The sequence below is a fragment of the Microbacterium pratiae genome (assembly GCF_047302165.1).
Classification (GTDB): domain Bacteria; phylum Actinomycetota; class Actinomycetes; order Actinomycetales; family Microbacteriaceae; genus Microbacterium.
Genome location: NZ_CP154843.1, coordinates 566,131 through 582,424 on the forward strand (window position 1 = coordinate 566,131; position 16,294 = coordinate 582,424).

General features: G+C 69.0%; 15 protein-coding genes. 1 reads left to right on the top strand and 14 read right to left on the bottom strand.

Annotated features, from left to right (window positions below):
* Positions 1 to 3 precede the first annotated feature (3 nt).
* From AA0Y20_RS02670 to AA0Y20_RS02695, 6 genes are all read right to left on the bottom strand, one after another.
* Positions 4 to 1,293, bottom strand: a complete 1,290-nt coding sequence (locus AA0Y20_RS02670; RefSeq protein ID WP_412937242.1) for an ABC transporter substrate-binding protein — start codon at positions 1,291 to 1,293, stop codon at positions 4 to 6.
* Between the two features lie 43 nt (positions 1,294 to 1,336).
* Positions 1,337 to 2,176, bottom strand: a complete 840-nt coding sequence (locus tag AA0Y20_RS02675) for a carbohydrate ABC transporter permease (protein ID WP_354451755.1) — start codon at positions 2,174 to 2,176, stop codon at positions 1,337 to 1,339.
* On the bottom strand, positions 2,173 to 3,117 hold the full coding sequence (locus tag AA0Y20_RS02680; RefSeq protein ID WP_412937244.1) for a carbohydrate ABC transporter permease: 945 nt from the start codon (positions 3,115 to 3,117) through the stop codon (positions 2,173 to 2,175). Before AA0Y20_RS02680 ends, AA0Y20_RS02675 begins: the two co-directional genes overlap by 4 nt.
* Positions 3,114 to 4,163: a LacI family DNA-binding transcriptional regulator gene (locus tag AA0Y20_RS02685; RefSeq protein ID WP_412937246.1), complete on the bottom strand. Its 1,050-nt coding sequence runs from the start codon at positions 4,161 to 4,163 to the stop codon at positions 3,114 to 3,116. Before AA0Y20_RS02685 ends, AA0Y20_RS02680 begins: the two co-directional genes overlap by 4 nt.
* 199 nt (positions 4,164 to 4,362) lie before the next feature.
* Complete coding sequence (locus AA0Y20_RS02690) at positions 4,363 to 4,995, bottom strand: TMEM175 family protein (RefSeq protein WP_412937248.1); 633 nt, start codon at positions 4,993 to 4,995, stop codon at positions 4,363 to 4,365.
* Positions 4,996 to 5,116: 121 nt separating this feature from the next.
* Entirely contained in the window at positions 5,117 to 5,905 is a 789-nt protein-coding gene (locus AA0Y20_RS02695; RefSeq protein ID WP_412937250.1) for an NAD-dependent epimerase/dehydratase family protein, read from the bottom strand.
* Positions 5,906 to 6,152: 247 nt separating this feature from the next.
* Between AA0Y20_RS02695 and AA0Y20_RS02700 the strand changes: the two genes are divergently transcribed.
* Positions 6,153 to 7,352: an MFS transporter gene (locus AA0Y20_RS02700; protein ID WP_412937251.1), complete on the top strand. Its 1,200-nt coding sequence runs from the start codon at positions 6,153 to 6,155 to the stop codon at positions 7,350 to 7,352.
* Here the strand turns inward: AA0Y20_RS02700 and AA0Y20_RS02705 are convergent.
* The 8 genes from AA0Y20_RS02705 to AA0Y20_RS02740 all read right to left on the bottom strand — a co-directional run bounded on the left by AA0Y20_RS02705 (position 7,312) and on the right by AA0Y20_RS02740 (position 16,270).
* Positions 7,312 to 7,749, bottom strand: coding sequence for a DUF779 domain-containing protein (locus tag AA0Y20_RS02705; RefSeq protein WP_412937252.1), 438 nt, complete (start codon positions 7,747 to 7,749; stop codon positions 7,312 to 7,314). The genes AA0Y20_RS02700 and AA0Y20_RS02705 overlap by 41 nt on opposite strands.
* A 19-nt stretch (positions 7,750 to 7,768) precedes the next feature.
* Entirely contained in the window at positions 7,769 to 9,316 is a 1,548-nt protein-coding gene (locus AA0Y20_RS02710) for an aldehyde dehydrogenase family protein (protein WP_071918848.1), read from the bottom strand.
* 189 nt (positions 9,317 to 9,505) lie between these two features.
* On the bottom strand, positions 9,506 to 10,021 hold the full coding sequence (locus tag AA0Y20_RS02715; protein WP_412937254.1) for a DUF2231 domain-containing protein: 516 nt from the start codon (positions 10,019 to 10,021) through the stop codon (positions 9,506 to 9,508).
* Between the two features lie 13 nt (positions 10,022 to 10,034).
* On the bottom strand, positions 10,035 to 10,544 hold the full coding sequence (locus tag AA0Y20_RS02720; protein WP_412937255.1) for a DUF2231 domain-containing protein: 510 nt from the start codon (positions 10,542 to 10,544) through the stop codon (positions 10,035 to 10,037).
* Between the two features lie 85 nt (positions 10,545 to 10,629).
* Complete coding sequence (gene malQ, locus AA0Y20_RS02725) at positions 10,630 to 12,786, bottom strand: 4-alpha-glucanotransferase (RefSeq protein WP_412937257.1); 2,157 nt, start codon at positions 12,784 to 12,786, stop codon at positions 10,630 to 10,632.
* Positions 12,787 to 12,820: 34 nt separating this feature from the next.
* Positions 12,821 to 13,357, bottom strand: coding sequence for a putative glycolipid-binding domain-containing protein (locus AA0Y20_RS02730; RefSeq protein ID WP_412937259.1), 537 nt, complete (start codon positions 13,355 to 13,357; stop codon positions 12,821 to 12,823).
* Positions 13,358 to 13,431: 74 nt separating this feature from the next.
* Entirely contained in the window at positions 13,432 to 14,760 is a 1,329-nt protein-coding gene (locus AA0Y20_RS02735; protein ID WP_412937260.1) for a GAF domain-containing protein, read from the bottom strand.
* Between the two features lie 76 nt (positions 14,761 to 14,836).
* Positions 14,837 to 16,270, bottom strand: coding sequence for a CCA tRNA nucleotidyltransferase (locus AA0Y20_RS02740; RefSeq protein WP_412937262.1), 1,434 nt, complete (start codon positions 16,268 to 16,270; stop codon positions 14,837 to 14,839).
* Between the last annotated feature and the right edge of the window lie 24 nt (positions 16,271 to 16,294).

Genomic DNA, 16,294 nt, shown 5'->3' on the forward strand with positions numbered 1-16,294 from the left:
TCGTCAACCGGCGACGTCGGCCCAGCCGTCGCTGAGCTGCGCGGCGAGCTGGTCGCGATCGATCTGGTCCGCCAGGTACTGCTGGAACGCCGGCGTCGCGATCGTGTCCTTCCACTCGGTGTACTTCGACACCTTCAGGAACGGCGGACCTTCCAGGCCCTCGCCCGACGCGAGCACCTGCTTCCACGCGGCGTCGTCGCCGGCGAGCTCGGCGACCTGCGTGCGGGCGGCACCCGACGAGGGGATCAGCGCGTCGGCGTAGGCGATCTTCGCGAGGTTCTCGCCGTCCATGAAGAAGTTCAGGAACTCCGCCGACTCCTCCACGTGCTCCGAGTCGATATTCACCGAGTACGTCTGCGGGTTCGCGGCCTGAATGGCGCCAGCCGATCCCTCGAGCGGAGGAAGCGCGACCCAGTTGAGGCCCGCGGGAGCATCCGCGGCGATGTTCGTCGCCTGGAACGAGCCCTGCACCGTCAGCGCTACCTTGCCGCCGTAGAACGACGGCAGCACGTCCGAGCCCGACTGCGTGAGCGAGGTCGGGTCGATCGACCGGTCGGTGTAGGCCATCTCGTGGATGCGCTCGGGCACGGCGAGCTCGTCGTCGCCCACCTCGATCGTCACGTCATCGCCCTCACCGTCGAAGTAACCGCCGTCGAAGCCCATCGACAGGCTCATCATCGTCGCGGTGGGCGAACCGAGACCCCAGCCGAGGCCGTAGTGATCTGCCGTGGTCGTCGCCTTCGCGATCTCCTGCAGCTGATCCCAGGTCATCGTGGCGCCCGTGGGCACCTCGACCCCGGCCTCGGCCAGCAGATCGGCGTTGGCGAACGCCATGTACGACTGGAGGGTCGAGGGGTACGCGACGATCTGACCGTCGTGGGTCACCGACTCCCAGATGCCGTCGGAGATGTCCGACTTCAACTCGGGGTCGATGAGGTCGGTCAGATCGGCGAGGTAGCCGTCGGCCGCGAAGGAGACGATCGAGCTTGCCTCGAAGTGGATGATGTCGGGTGCTGTGCCGCCCGAGAACTGGGTGATCAGCTTGTCGTAGGTGCCGTCCCAGCCGGCTTGGATGATCTTGACCTGGACGTCGTCGTGCTCGGCGTTCCAGGCGTCGACGATCTCGCTGATGGCCGCTTGGGTCGCGGGCTGGTCCGACAGCGACTGGAACTGGAGGGTCACGACGTCGCCGTCTCCCCCGCTGTTGTTCGCGCTGCCCTGCTGGCACCCTGCCAGCGCGACGGCTGCGATGCCCACGAATGCGACGGCGCCGATGCCGCGGATTCTTCTCATGGTGTGGCCTTTCTGGTTTTCGGGTTTCGTCGTCACGGGGAGGTCAGCCCTTGACGGCACCGGCGAGCATGCCGCCGGTGAGCTTCTTCTGCAGGATCCCGAAGATGATGAGGGACGGGATCGTGGCGAGGATGGCGCCGGCGGCCAGCGGCCCCAGCTGGGTCTGCCCCTCGGCGCCGAGGAACGAGCGCAACGCGATGGGCAGCGTGTACAGCTCCGGGCTCTGGATGAGCACGAGCGCGAGGAAGAACTCGTTCCAGGCCGAGACGAAGGTGAACATCGCCGTGGCGACCAGGCCCGGCACCAGCAGCGGCAGGATCACGGTGCGGAGGATGGTGAACCGGCCGGCGCCGTCCATCTCGGCCGCCTCTTCGAGCTCGGGCGGGATCGCCGCGACGTATCCCTGCAGCATCCACAGCGTGAACGGCATCGTGAAGGTGACGTAGACGAGGATGAGGCCGAAGAGGGTGTCGTTGAGCTGCAGGCTCCGCAGCACGAGGAACAGCGGGATGATGATGAGGATCGTCGGGAACACCTGGCTGACCAGGATCCACACCGTGCCGGCAGCGCGCAGCCGGCCCTTCAGCCGTGCCAGCGCGTACGCCATGGGCATCGACAGGAGCACGGCGACGACCATCGTGACGATCGAGACGAGCACCGAGTTGCCGGCCGCGGTGATCAGGTTCTGCCGCTCGAGTGCGGCGATGTAGTTGCCGAAGTCCCACTGCTGCGGGATGAGGTTCACCGCGAGCGAGTTCAGCTCTCGCGTCGACTTGAACGACGCCGACAGCAGCCACAGCAACGGAAAGCCGAGGAAGATCAGGTAGCCCGCGAGGGCCAGGTACATCAGGACGGTCGCGTACAGGGGGCGCTTGGTGGTCACTTGCGAACCCCCTTGTTCTGTCGGAACTGGTTGATCAGGTAGAGCGAGAGGATCACCAGGATCGCCACGACGAGGACGTTGCCCATCGCCGATGCGTATCCGATCTCGCGGTTGCGGAAAGCCTCGAGGTAGGTGAACAGCGGCGGGATCATCGTGCGGCCGCCCGGGCCACCCTCGGTCAGCACATAGATGAGGCCGAACGAGTTGAACTGCCAGATGAAGTCGAGCGCGGTCACCGCGATGATCACGGGCCGCAGGGCGGGCAGCGTGACGTGCCAGAACCGGCGCGCAGCTCCCGCGCCATCGACGGCCGCAGCCTCGTGCTGTTCGGGGGCGATCGACTGCATGCCCGCGAGGAGCAGCACGGTCGTCTGCGGAATGCCTGCCCAGACGCCGACGACGATGACGGCCGGCAGCGCGGTCGAGAAGTCGCCGAGCCAGTTCACACCCGGGATGCCGAGCCAGCCGAGCACGCCGTTGAGCGGTCCCGAGTTGGGGTTGTAGATCATGCGCCAGACGATCGCGATGACCACCGGCGGCATCGCCCACGGGATCAGCGCGAGCACGCGGGTCAGACCCTTCAGCCGCAGGTTGCTGTTGAGCAGCAGAGCGAGACCCATCGCGCTCACCAGGGTGAGGAGCGCGACAGACCCGGCCCAGACGATGCCGATGCCGAACGACTGCCAGAACCGACGATCACCGGCGAGCTCGATGAAGTTGTCGAGCCCGATGAACGAGACCTCGGCGTTGCGCGCGAGGGTGGCGTCCGTGAATCCGAGGAGAACTCCGCTGACGAGCGGGATGACCGAGAAGATGATGATCGGCAGCAGGGCGGGGGCGACGAGCGCGATCGCCTCTTTGCGCTGGGCGCGGGCACGCGGTCCGATCTGCCGGACGCGGGGCGGGCGCGAGGACGTCTTCGTCTCTGCGAGCGTGGTCATCCGTGTGCCTTCTCTTCATCGATGGGCTCGGGGCGACGGAGCGCCGCGGGGACGGATGCCGACGTCGATCCGCGCACGACCAGCGCGGGCGGAACCGTGACCGTGCGGGCCGGCCGCGTGTCGTCGGCGATCCGTGCGAGAAGCATCTCGGCGGCGGCGCGACCGCGTTCCTTCGCTCCGAGGTCGACGCTCGTGAGCCCGGGGCGGACGACCTCGGCGAGCTCGGTGTTGTCGAGGCCGGTCACAGCGAGGTCGGCCGGGACCCGCAGGCCGAGGTCTTCGGCGGCACGCAGGACTCCGACGCCGATCAGGTCGTTCGCCGCGACCACCGCCGCCGGCCGGTCGGGCCGATCGAGAAGCGGGAGCGCGGCGTCGTAGCCGGCGGCGATCGTGAAGTCGGCGGCGTCGACGTGTCGCGTCCGCACATCGTCGTACTGGCCCGCCGCCGCGATGAAACCGTCGCGTCGCATGACACCGGGGGTGGTGTCGGTCGGGCCGTTGATGAACGCGATGTCGCGGCGCCCCTCGTCGACGAGGTGGTCGACGACGAGGCGCATCGCCGTCGGCGAGTCGGCGCGCACGGTGTCGAAGTCGGCCGAAGCGGGCAGCCGACCGAGGACGACGAACGGGATCGGAGCCGCGGCGAGCGACGTGAGCAGCTCGTCGGTGACGCGCAGCGGCGACAGGATCAGCCCGTCGACATAGCCCCGACCGAGGTCGCGGACGACATCCACCGAAGACGACGACGTGCCGGTCGACGACAGCAGCAGGCGGTAGCCGGATGCCGAGACCACCTGTTCGACCGCGGCCATCATCTCGACGTAGACCGGGTTGCCGATGTCGGCGACGGCGAAGCCCAGCTGCAGCGTGCGACCCCGTTTGAGCGACTGAGCCGTGGCATCGGCCACGTAGCCGAGCGCGCGCGCTGCGTCGCGCACCTTCGCCGCGGTCTCAGGACTCGCGACGAGTCCGTTCAGCGCTCGCGACGCACTCGCGACGGAGACGCCGGCGCGGGCGGCGACCTGCGTGATCGTGACGCGGACCATGGCTCTCCTTCGAGCGGTTGTAAACGTTTCCAACATCGGACGCTGTAAACGTTCTCACCCCCACCCGCCCCCTGTCAACCCCAGTTCTCCGCTTCACCCCTTCGTCTCGCAACCGCGAGAGCGCGCATCCGCACGGTCGCAGGGGGTCCGCACCGTGCGTATGCGCGTCCTCGCTACCGGCCGCGACCGGACGACCGGGTCAGCGCAGCATCCGGGCCATCAGCTTCTGCACCGTGCCGGTGAGGAACATGACGAACAGGCCGAGGTAGCCGACGGCCGGGAAGACGAGGGCGATCCCCAGCGCGACGAGGAACAGCACGATCATCGACAGATCGATCGACATCCCCCGGCGCAGATCGCTCCGGGATGCGGTGTGCAGATCCGGATGCCGCGCCAGGTAGACCCGCGTGACGAGCAGCATCCCGCTCGTGATGACGAGCGTGCCGATGTAAAGCACCTTCTGCAGCGCGTCATCCGCGACCTGACCGGTGAGGGCGGTGACGACCGGCATCCAGACGATCGTGAGCATCCACGCGACCGTGATCCACATGAGAGCCGGGGTGATGCGCTGCACCGAGACGAAGAGGCGGTGGTGCAGCATCCAGAACATCGCGATGAGCACGAAGCTGATGAGGAAGCTCTGCAGCTGATCGCGCTGATCGACGAGCCACTCCCACGTCGTGTGATCGTTCCCCGCGCTCTCGCCCACGCTCTCCATGAGCGGCAGGATCAGCAGCGTCATCGCGATGGCGACGACCGCATCGACGAACGCCTTGGTGCGCTCGGCACTGAGTGCCCGGATGCCGGGCTCCGGCGCGACATCCCCGCTCATGCCGAGGATGCTAGCGCGGCGGAGCGATCGCGGGTAGCGGACGACCCTACCGGGCCACGACAGCGGAGGCCGCCCCGGCGTCAGGCGTCCGGCCTCCGGCGTCCGGCGTCCGGCGTCCGCGTCAGTCGCGCATGCGGTCGAGCGAGTAGGACCGGTCTGCGAAAGGGCCACCCTGCGGCTCGGGCGCGTCACCCGCTATCCCCCAGGCCGCGGCGTCGTCGACGGGGTGGAAACCGACTCGATCTCCGACCGCGAGATCCCACCAGACGTCGGTGTTGGCCGATACCGCATAGAGAACAGCGTGGTGCTCCTCAGTCGTCATCGCCGCCGTGAAGGCCGCGATCGCGTCTCGAGGGCTCAGCCACGTCGAGCGCTCCCGTGGATTGCCGGGCTGTTCCTCGTAACTCCCGATGCGGAGAGCGATCGTACTCATGTCGAACTTGTCCGAGTACAACCGGCACAGCGCCTCGCCCGCCACCTTCGAGACGCCGTAGAAGCCATCGGGTCGAGGCGGCATGTCCGGGCCGACGAGCGTCTGAGTGGAGTACATCCCCGTCACACGGTTGCTGCTCGCGTACACGACGCGGGGCACACCGGCTCGGCGGGCCGCCTCGAGCACGTGGTAGGTACCGACGATGTTCACGTGCGCAAGGTCATGGAAGTCGGCTTCATCGGACAGGCCGCCCAGATGAATGATGCCGTCGGCGCCCGCGAAGATCGCCGTCAGCGTTGCGAGGTCGGCAAGGTCGGCGACGATCACCCGATCGCCCGCGGCATCGACGGGCTCCACCTCTCGCACATCGGTCGAGACGAGCTGGACCCCGTCGGCCCTCAGTCTGTGACGAAGCGCCGCCCCGATGTTGCCGGCAGCACCGGTGACGACCCATCGAGACCCCGTGATCGTCCGCATGCGTCTCACTTTGGCAGATGCTTCGCTCCTCCGGGGGCCTGCGCGACGTCAGCGGCTCCGTCGATCGGGTAGTGTCGGCCGCGATGTTCAGCTTCATCGTTTCGTTCCATTGACGGTCCTGCGCCCCGCCCCTCGCAGCTCCTGACCGGCCCCGGGCGGGTCCACGCGCGCCTCGGCGCCGTCCACGACCCACGAACGATGATCCGCGCTGATACGCGCGTCGATCGCTGAACATCGGAGAGCATCTGTGTCCGACCACCGACCGTCATACGGCGTCGTCCTGCGGACGCCGGGTATCCGCCCGGCTTTCGTGCCCAGCATCATCGGGCGGCTCTCCCTGGCGACATCCGGCCTCGCCCTCGTCTTCCTCCTGGAGGAGGCGACCGCGTCCTTCGCCGTCGCCGGCACCATCACCGCGGCCCTCGGGCTGGCCAATGTGATCGCCACGCCGTGGCGATCACGACTCATCGATCGCTTCGGGCAGCTGCGCATCCTCTCGGTGCTGGGCGCTGTCCACGCCATGTCGCTGGTCGCGCTGGCTCTTCTCCCCCGGGCCCCGCTCCCGGCGCTGTTGCTGATGGCGGTCGTCGCGGGAGCATCCTCGCCGCCCTTCGGCGCGACCATGCGCGTCGTCTGGTCGTCGGCCCTCCCGGCCGGACCGCTGCGCACGCGCGGGTTCAGTATCGATGCGGTGGCCGAGGAGGTGACCTTCGCCGTCGGACCGCTCGCCGCCGCGGCTCTCGTCGCGACCTCGGGACCACTCGCTGCGCTCATCCTGTCGGCCGCATGCGTCTCCGTGGGGAGCACGTTGTTCGTGCTGAGCGGACGGTCGCGCGCGGAGCTCGGATCGCGACACCTCGATCGCCTCGAGCCGGCCGCCGTCACTCCCCTGCGCACGCGCGGCTTCATCCCCGTCGTGCTCGTCATGACCGCGCCGGGTCTGATCCTGGGCGCGGTGGAGCTCGCGGCCCCGGCGATGGCCGTGGATGCCGACGCACCCGCGCTCGCGGGTGTGCTTCTGGCTCTGTTCGCGGGAACGAGCGCGCTCGGCGGGCTCCTGTTCGGCAGCATCCGCCTGCCCGGCTCGCTCCCGACCCAGCTGCTCGTCCTCGTCGCGACCCTCATCGCGTTCGCCGCTTCTGCGGGGGCCGTCGGCGGGGTAGCAGCCGGCCTCGTCGGCTTCGCACTGGCGGGACTGTGTCTCGCGCCCATCCTGATCGTCGGGTACCTCGCCGCGGACGATCTGACCGACGCGCGGGTGAGAACCGAAGCGAGCAGCTGGATCAACACGGCCGTCAACTTTGGCGCAGCGATCGGAGCCCTCGTCTACGGCGTCATCACGGACGCGGCGACGCCCGGGCTCGCCCTCGCGGGAACCGCAGTCGCCGCAGCCGCTGTCACCCTGCTCAGTGCTCCGCTTCTCCTGCGGACCTTCCCGCGACGTTGACACGCGCGCCCGGAGCCAGCCCGAACGCGGCCAGCTCGGCGTCGTCGAGCATGCGGGAGCGGATGATGAACCGCATCCCCGTCGGTCCCTCGACGCTGAAGCCGGCGCCGCGCCCCGGCACGGCGTCGATCGTGATGTGGGTGTACTTCCAGTACTCGAACTGCGCGAGCGAGATGAACACCTCCATCGGGTCGTCGAGGCCGACGTCGAGATCCCCGAGCCTCACGTCGGCGGGGCCGGTCAGGAACATCCCGACGGGGTAGCACATGGGAGCGGAGCCGTCGCAGCATCCGCCCGACTGGTGGAACATCAACGGACCGTGCTGTGCGGTGAGGTCGCGCAGCAGGGCCGCGGCGGCGTCGGTCACCGCGACCCTGCTGTACGTGTCGTTCGACATGTCGATGAGTGGATGCGGCTCAGAAGAAGCCCATCGCGCCTTCGGCGTACGACACGAGGAGGTTCTTCGTCTGCTGGTAGTGGTCGAGCATCTTGAGGTGGTTCTCGCGACCGATGCCCGACTGCTTGTACCCGCCGAAGGCGGCGTGCGCGGGGTACTGGTGGTAGGTGTTCGTCCACACGCGGCCGGCCTCGATCGCGCGGCCGGCCCGGTAGGCGGTGTCACCCGACCGACTCCAGACGCCGGCACCCAGCCCGTAGAGGGTGTCGTTCGCGATGCCGATCGCATCGTCGAAGTCGTCGAAGCTCGTCACCGAGACGACGGGGCCGAAGATCTCCTCCTGGAAGATGCGCATGTCGTTCGTGCCCTCGAAGACCGTGGGGGCGACGTAGTACCCGCCGCTCAGTTCGCCGCCGAGGTCGACCCGTTCGCCGCCCGCGAGCAGCTTCGCTCCCCCGGCCTTGCCGATGTCGATGTACGACAGGATCTTCTCCAGCTGGTCGTTGGATGCCTGCGCGCCGATCATCGTCGCCGGGTCGAGCGGGTTGCCCTGCACGATCTTGCCGACGCGGTCGAGGCCGTCGCCGAGGAACGAGTCGTACACCGAGCGCTGGATGAGCGCCCGCGACGGACACGTGCACACCTCTCCCTGGTTCAGGGCGAAGAACGTGAAGCCTTCGAGCGCCTTGTCGTAGTAGTCGTCGCGCTCGCGCGCGACATCCTCGAAGAACACATTGGCGCTCTTGCCGCCGAGCTCGAGAGTGACCGGGATGAGGTTCTGCGAGGCGTACTGCATGATCAGGCGCCCCGTCGTCGTCTCGCCCGTGAAAGCGACCTTGCGGATGCGGCGGTGCTGCGCGAGCGGGGCTCCCGCTTCGATGCCGAAACCGTTGACGATGTTCACGACGCCGGCCGGCAGCAGGTCGCCGATCAGCTCGAAGAGGAACAGGATCGATGCGGGCGTCTGCTCGGCGGGCTTCAGCACGACGCAGTTGCCGGCGGCGAGCGCGGGAGCGAGCTTCCAGGTCGCCATCAGGATCGGGAAGTTCCACGGGATGATCTGCCCGACCACACCGAGCGGCTCGTGGAAGTGGTACGCGACGGTGTCTTCGTCGATCTGGCTGAGCGAACCCTCCTGGGCGCGGAGCACCCCGGCGAAGTATCGGAAGTGGTCGATCGCGAGCGGGATGTCGGCGGCGAGCGTCTCGCGCACCGGCTTGCCGTTCTCCCATGTCTCGGCCACCGCGATCTTCTCGAGGTGCTGCTCCATGCGGTCGGCGATCTTGTTCAGGATCACCGCACGCTCGGCGGGCGTCGTCTTCTTCCACGACGCGAACGCCTGCCAGGCGACGTCGACGGCGCGATCGATGTCTTCGACGGTGCCGCGACCGACCTCGCAGAACGGCTTTCCGGTAACAGGCGTGATGTTCTCGAAGTACTGCCCCTTGACGGGTTCGACGAACTCGCCGCCGATGTAGTGCCCATAGCGGGCTCGGTACTCCGCGACGGCTCCGCGCTGACCCGGAGCGGCGTAGACGCTCGAGACGCCCTCTTCGACGATGGTCATGTCATCTCCTCGACTCCCCGCAGCGCCGATGCTGCGGTGGTGTCGGGCACGCTACGCGCCGCTACGTTGCAACGCGTTGCACGGCCGGGCCGGCCGGCGCCGCGAGGATGCGCGTCTGCACGGTTGTCGGGGGTCAGCACCCTGCGGATGCGCGCTCTCGGCGCGAGATGGGGGGTGGGGGGAGGGCGCTCAGCGCCGGGTGCGGCGGGGGACAAAACCTTCGGCTTGCTTCGACTCGTGCGCGACCCGCACGCCGTAGCGATAGGCGAGCTTGCCGCCGAGCCATCCGGACGCACTCAGGGTCAGCAGACTCACGGCGCTGAAGATCACGCCCGCGACGGGGATGTCGTCGGTCGAGGTCCGCAGGAACAACTGGAACAGGTAAGCGCCGCACACCACGAAGTTCAGCCCCATGTGGATCGTCGCGGTGCTTGACGAGCGCGTGCGATCGGGGATGCGGAGGTAGTCGAAGATCCCCAGGACGATGGCCACGAGACTGCCGACGAGCCCGATCCCGATGAGGACCCGCGACCCGACGGCATAGGGGGTGGGGTCGGCGACGATCAGGCCGATGATGTCGAAGACGAAGCTCGCGATCCACGCTCCGATCGGAATCGTGACGGCGATCGGGTGGAACGGATGTCCGTAGGGGCCTGCCAGAGGGTTCGCGGGCCGCTTGTCGGGACGGGTGTCCAGGTCGGTCATGGTCTCTCCTCGGTCAGGGCAGCGGTTCCAGGCCCTCGGCCTGGGTCGTCTCGGTCGCGACGCGGACGCCGAAGGTGTGGGCGAGCTTGCCGCCGAGCCAGCCCGACACCGACAGCAGGGCGAGCCCGACGAAGCTCGCGATCATCGCGAGGGTCGGCACCGTCTGCTCGTCGACGCGCAGCGCGAGGCTGCCGGCGAACACCGCCATGGCGATGAGGTTGAGGATCATGTGGGTCAGCCCCGTCGCACGCGCGGGGGTGTCCTTCGGGATGCTGCTCCAGTCGATCAGCCCGAGCACGGCGGCGACCACGGCACCGAGAAGACCGATGGCGATGAGGATGCGCGCCCCCAGAGCGAACACCGCCGCATCGGGACTCGTCACGGCGATGACGTCGAAGACGGATGCCGACACCCACGCGCCGATCGGCAGGATGATGGCGATCGCGTGGAACGGATGCCCGTAGGGCCCCGCAATGAGCGACCGCGGGTACTTGGCCCGCGTGAGCGGTGCGGTGTCGACCATGGCGTCTCCTCTCGTTCGACGCCCTGACCGTACGGTCCACCCCGGGTCGGGCACGTAGCGGGTTGACAAGCCCGGCGGCTGACCTCTACGAAGAGCCGCGCAGCGCGTGCTCGAGCGCGTCGACCAGCGCGCGGTAACGCGGAAGCGACGCGAGGTCGTCGAGCATGACCGCGTCGCCGTCCGCATCCGCCAAGGGCACCCGCCAATTCGGATACTCGTCGTCGGTGCCGGGCTGATTCTGCACCCGCTTCTCGCCGACGGCATCGACGAGCGAGACGCCGATCAAGCGCGACGGCGACGCGGCGAGGAACACATGCAGGGCCTCGACCACCTCCTGCTCGCTCGACATGTCATCGATCAGTCCGCGCGATCGCAACTGCGACAGCATCCGCTCGCGCTCGCGCTCGAAATCGGCGCGCTCGTCATCGACCGAGCGGGTCAGCAGACCGAGCCGCGCCCGGAGGTCCACATGTTCGCCTTCGAGGTACCCGGCCGTCGGCGGCAGGTCGTGCGTGTTGACGGTGGCGAGGACATCGGTCCGGTAGCGCTCGGGGGCGAGCGGTCCGCCGTCGTCGTCGCTTTCGAACCAGAGCACCGACGTGCCGAGGATGCCGCGCTCGGCGAGGTAGTCGCGCACCCACGGCTCGACGAGCCCGAGATCCTCGCCGATGATCACGGCGCCGGCACGGTAGGCCTCGAGCGCAAGGACTCCGATCATCGCCTCGTGGTCGTAGCGGACGTAGGTGCCCTCGCCCGGCCCGAGCCCCTCGGGGATCCACCACAGTCGGAAGAACCCGAGGATGTGGTCGATGCGCAAAGCGCCCGCGTGACGCAGGAGCGAGCGGAGCATGTCGCGCAGCGGCGCGTACGCATGGTCGGCGAGGGCCTGGGGCAGCCACGGCGGCTGATTCCAGTTCTGGCCCTGCTGGTTGTACATGTCGGGGGGTGCGCCCACGACGACACCCGGCGCATACAACTCGTGGAGCGACCAGGCATCCGACCCTGCCGTCGAGACGCCTACCGCGAGGTCGTGCATGATGCCGATCCGCATCCCGGATGCCGTGGCGGCGGCAGCGGCGTCCGAAAGCTGCTCGTCGACGATCCACTGCAGCCAGATGTGAAACGCGATGCGGTCCGAGAGCTGCTCGCGCAGCCGTGCGGTGGCGGGATCGTCGATCGCCGCTGCTTCCGGGAGCCGGTCTCCGGTCTCGGCCTCGTGTTCCCGTATCGCGCACCACAGCGCGAAGTCGGCGAGCGTGGTCCCTTCGCGCCGGGCGAAGTCGTCGCGCTGAGCGCGGCGCGCCGGCGAGAGGGGCACGCCGTGAATGAGCGCGAGCGCCTCACGCTTCGCGGTCCACACCGAATCGCGGCCGATCCTCTCGGCGTCGGTGTTCGCCGCCGCCGCGCTCAGCCGCAGCCGGTCGAAGCGATCCCGAGCAGTCCCCGACAAGTATGCCGATTCGGGAATGAGTTCGGGCCGGACGTAGAGCGGTGCGAGGAACCGCCGCGACGACGGCAGGTAGGGAGAGGGCTCGATCGGAGTCGTGACGTCGGCTGCGTGCACCGGGTTGATGAGGAGATAGTCCGCTCCCGACTCTCCGGCGATCGCCGCGAGATCGGCGAGGTCGGCGAGATCTCCCATGCCCCACGACCGGTGGGAACGCACCGAGTAGAGCTGCGCCATGAGGCCCCATGACCGTCGCCCGGCCTCAGCCGAGGGGAGCGGCAAGCGCTGCGGTGTCACGATGAGCGCGCCGCCGTCGCGCAGATCGCCGCCTCCCCCGTACTGGCGGGCCTCGACTGTGTGCCAGCCCAGCGGCACGTCATCGGGTATGGGCACGCGAACCAGCCAACGTGTCCGGCCGTCGACGGTGCGAGCGACGGGTTGTTGGACGGGTATCGGCAGCGGACGGACCGATCCGTCCTCGAGGACGAGCGCGACCTCGACATCGGATCCGTCGGCCACGTGCACCTCCACCTCGCCGGCCCCCTGTCGGACGACGGTCGACGCGGCCACGAGTCGCCGCCACGGCTCGGCGGTGCGAGCGGCGAGAGCGTTCTCGACCGCAGCGTCGTCGGACGCGTCGACGCCCATCGCCCCGAGGACGGCACGCAGCGTGGCGGCGGGAGCACGCACGTGCTCGCCCGAGAAGGACGAGTACTCGGTAGAGATGCCGTAGGCCTCGGCAAGCGACGAGAGGGTCGCGTCGGGGATGTCGTCTGCGGTGCTGTCTCGGCTCATCGTCGTCTCCTCGTCTCGCTGTACTCGAGCGCCGTCACGACCCCGTCACCCGCTCGAACAGTCCGGGATAGCTGAGCACGAACCCGTCCTCGTCGACGGTGAGCGTGCGTCGGAAGTCGTGGTCGCGCGATTCGAAGCAGTACGCTCGCGGCCCGACGCGGGTGTATCGCTGCCGACTGAGCCGGACCTCGAGCGACGGCACCTGCACCCAGGCCACCTCGATATCGTCGCGGCTGCCGACGGCGAGACGCAGCCGGCGGATCGGGAGCGCGTTCGTCGCGGGTGTCGCCGTGATGTCGAGGTCCGTCGCGCCGGCCAGGTCAGGGCGCGGCTCGCCATCGACGGTCCAGGTGCCCTCGATGTTCTCGATCGCGATCGAGCGCTCCCCCGCAGCCACCGTCGCGTGGCGGAACCCACCGTCCACGCCCAGCCGGATCGCATACCGGCATCCCTCGTCGCCGCCGTCGACCTCACCGACCATCCGGATTCCCTCATCGGAATATTCCGTGGTGCATCGTTCGATCGTCTCGGCCGACCCGATGCCGGTCCACGAGATCCGTGTCGTCCTCACGCGTGCCTCCCGTCGATGTTTCACGTGCAACATCGCGACGCCATCCTGTCAGCGGCTTCCTTGCGACGGAACGGTCAGTCGTCGGGGTTGCCGAGCGAGGTCAGCCGTGCGACGATGCCCGCCCGCTTCGGAGAACGGGCGGGAAGCAAGCGGAGGCACAACCGCAGTACCTCCACGTCATCGGCCCCCTCGTCGGTCTCGATGTAGGTCAGCAGTACGTCGACCGATGCTTCGGACAGCATCGCCTCACGCAGCGAGCCGCGCAGGCGGTCGCGCACCTCCTCGGTTCCCGGGGCGCACGAATCCGGCAGCACCGGACCGGGATAAGCGGCAAGGGCCACGCGGTGTGCTCCACGATCGAGCAGCGAGGCCACCTGCTGCGCGTCGGTCTCGAGGTCCGCGGGAAGGCGGTAGGGCCGCGACAGCGGCACGAGGTGCGGAGCCGCTCGCTCGAGCGTCCGCCGCAATCGCACCATCTCGGGGCGGAGCGTGTCGGTGGCGTCGGGACCGTACACGAGCTCGGCCAGCCGCTCCGCCGACAGGCCCTGACGGTGCGTGGCGAGCATCAGCAGGATGTCGGCATGCCGAGCCGAGACCTCGACGACTCGCTCTCCATCGGGGCCGGTGATCTCGAGAAGCGCCCGATCGCGCCCGAGTACCCGCAGCGTCGAGGCGGTCGGCGCGGAACGGATGCGGTTGCGCGATCGCGAGAAGCCGCGCGGGGGGTCTGCGCGGGAGCGCAACCGCGCGACGAGCACCTCGCTCTCGATCGCACGGGCAGTCGCGTCGACGAGGAGTCGCGCCTGCGGGGTGGCCGCCTCCGCGCGGCCGGTCACATCGATCACGCCGAGCAGCCGCCGGGTCTCGGGGTCGTGCACGGGCGCTGCCGTGCACGACCAGGGCTGAACCAGACGGTTGAAGTGCTCGGCACCCCGGATCTGCACCGAGCGGTCGAGCTGCAGTGCCGTCCCCGGCGCCGAGGTGCCGACGGCGGGCTCCGACCAGTTCGCCCCCGCGACGAAACCCATGTCGCCGGTGAGGGTCCGCACGCTCGTGTCCCCTTCGACCCAGAGCAGCCGGCCGGCCGCATCCCCGACGGCGACGACCACGCCGGAGTCCGTGCTCGGCACGAGGAGGGCACGCACCATGTCCATGACGCCGGCGAGCGGGTGAGCGCTGCGGTACGCGGCGAGAGCACGCTCGTCGAACTCCAGCGGCGGGAGCGCCTCCGCTCCGACGAGGTTCGCCATCGATCGACGCCACGAGTCGCGGACGAGAGATCGCACATCGTTCAGACGGCGCTCGGCATCGGCCCCGGCGAGCAGCTCGTCGTGTGCGCGCTCGATGAGCAGACGGGACGACTCGGGAGCGACATCCCACTGCGCGGACCACGATGACGACACGGGCGACTCCGATCGGCGGTGAAGGAGCGCCCTCAGCCTAAGCCGGACGGGCTCGTCGCGGTAGGGCTGGTCGCGGTCAGCCGTCCGAGCGGGCCGACCACCACTCGCGCAGGCGCTGCTCGGCGGCTTCCTCGCCGATCATCCCCTCGTCGAGACGGATGTCGAGCAGGTACCGGTAGGCCTCTCCCACCTCGCGCCCGGGACGGATCCCGAGGATCTCCTGGATGCGATTGCCGTCGAGCTCCGGGCGCATCGCTCCGAGCTCTTCGGCCGCCGCCAACTCATCGATGCGTCGCTCGATGTCGTCGTACGCCGACTTCAGACGAGCAGCCTTGCGCTTGTTCCGCGTCGTGACGTCGGCGCGAGTGAGGATGTGCAGTCGGTCCATCTCATCGCCCGCGTCCCGGACGTAACGGCGGACCGCCGAATCCGTCCACGCGCCCTCCGAGTAGCCGAAGAAGCGCAGGTGCAGTTCGACCAGGCGGCTGACCGACGAAATGGTGTCGGAATCGAAGCGGAGGGCCTGCAGGCGCTTGCGCGCCAACCGGGCGCCCTTGATGTCGTGATGGTGGAAGCTCACTCCCCCACCGGGCTCGAGCTTGCGCGTCGCGGGCTTGCCGATGTCGTGCAGCAGTGCGGCCAGTCGCAGCACGACGTCGGGCGCTGCGCCCGGATGCCGCTCGTGCTCGAGCTCGATCGCCTGACGCAGGACCGTCAGGGAGTGCTCGTACACGTCCTTGTGATGATGGTGCTCGTCGATCTCGAGCCGCAGCGCGGGCACCTCGGGCAGCACGAGCTGCATGAGGCCGGTGTCGACGAGCAGCCGGATGCCGCGGGCGGGGTCGTCGGTGCGCAGCAGCTTCACCAGCTCGCCCTGCACCCGCTCGGGGCTCACGATCGGGAGCGTCTCGCGCAGCTCGGTCATCGCCTGCTCGGTGGCGGGATCGACCGAGAACCCCAGCTGCGACGCGAAGCGCGCGGCGCGCAGCATCCGGAGCGGGTCGTCGCCGAAGCTCACGGCAGGATCACTCGGCGTGCGCAGCGCCGTGGCGACGAGGTCCTCGACCCCGCCGGTCGGGTCGACGAGGGCCGGTCCCGGAACACGCAGCGCCATGGCGTTGACGGTGAAGTCGCGGCGAGCCAGGTCCTGCTCGAGGGTGTCGCCGAACTCGACGGTGGGCTTACGGGTGACCCCGTCGTAACTGTCGGCGCGGTAGGTCGTGATCTCGATCTGCTCGCCGCGCACCTTGGCGCCGATCGTGCCGAAGGCGCGACCGATGTCCCAGGTCGCGGTGGCGAGCGGCTCGACGACGCGCAGGATGTCGTCGGGTCGGGCGTTCGTGGTGAAGTCGAGGTCGTTCGTCGCGCGTCCGAGCAGCGCATCCCGCACGGGGCCGCCGACGATCGCCAGCTCGAAGCCGGCACGCGCGAACGCATCGGCCAGCGTCGAGACGACGGGGGATGCCGCCAGGGCGCCCAGGCGCGCGACACCCTCGGCCATGTTCAGCATGACTCCGAGCCTACCGGCCCGCCC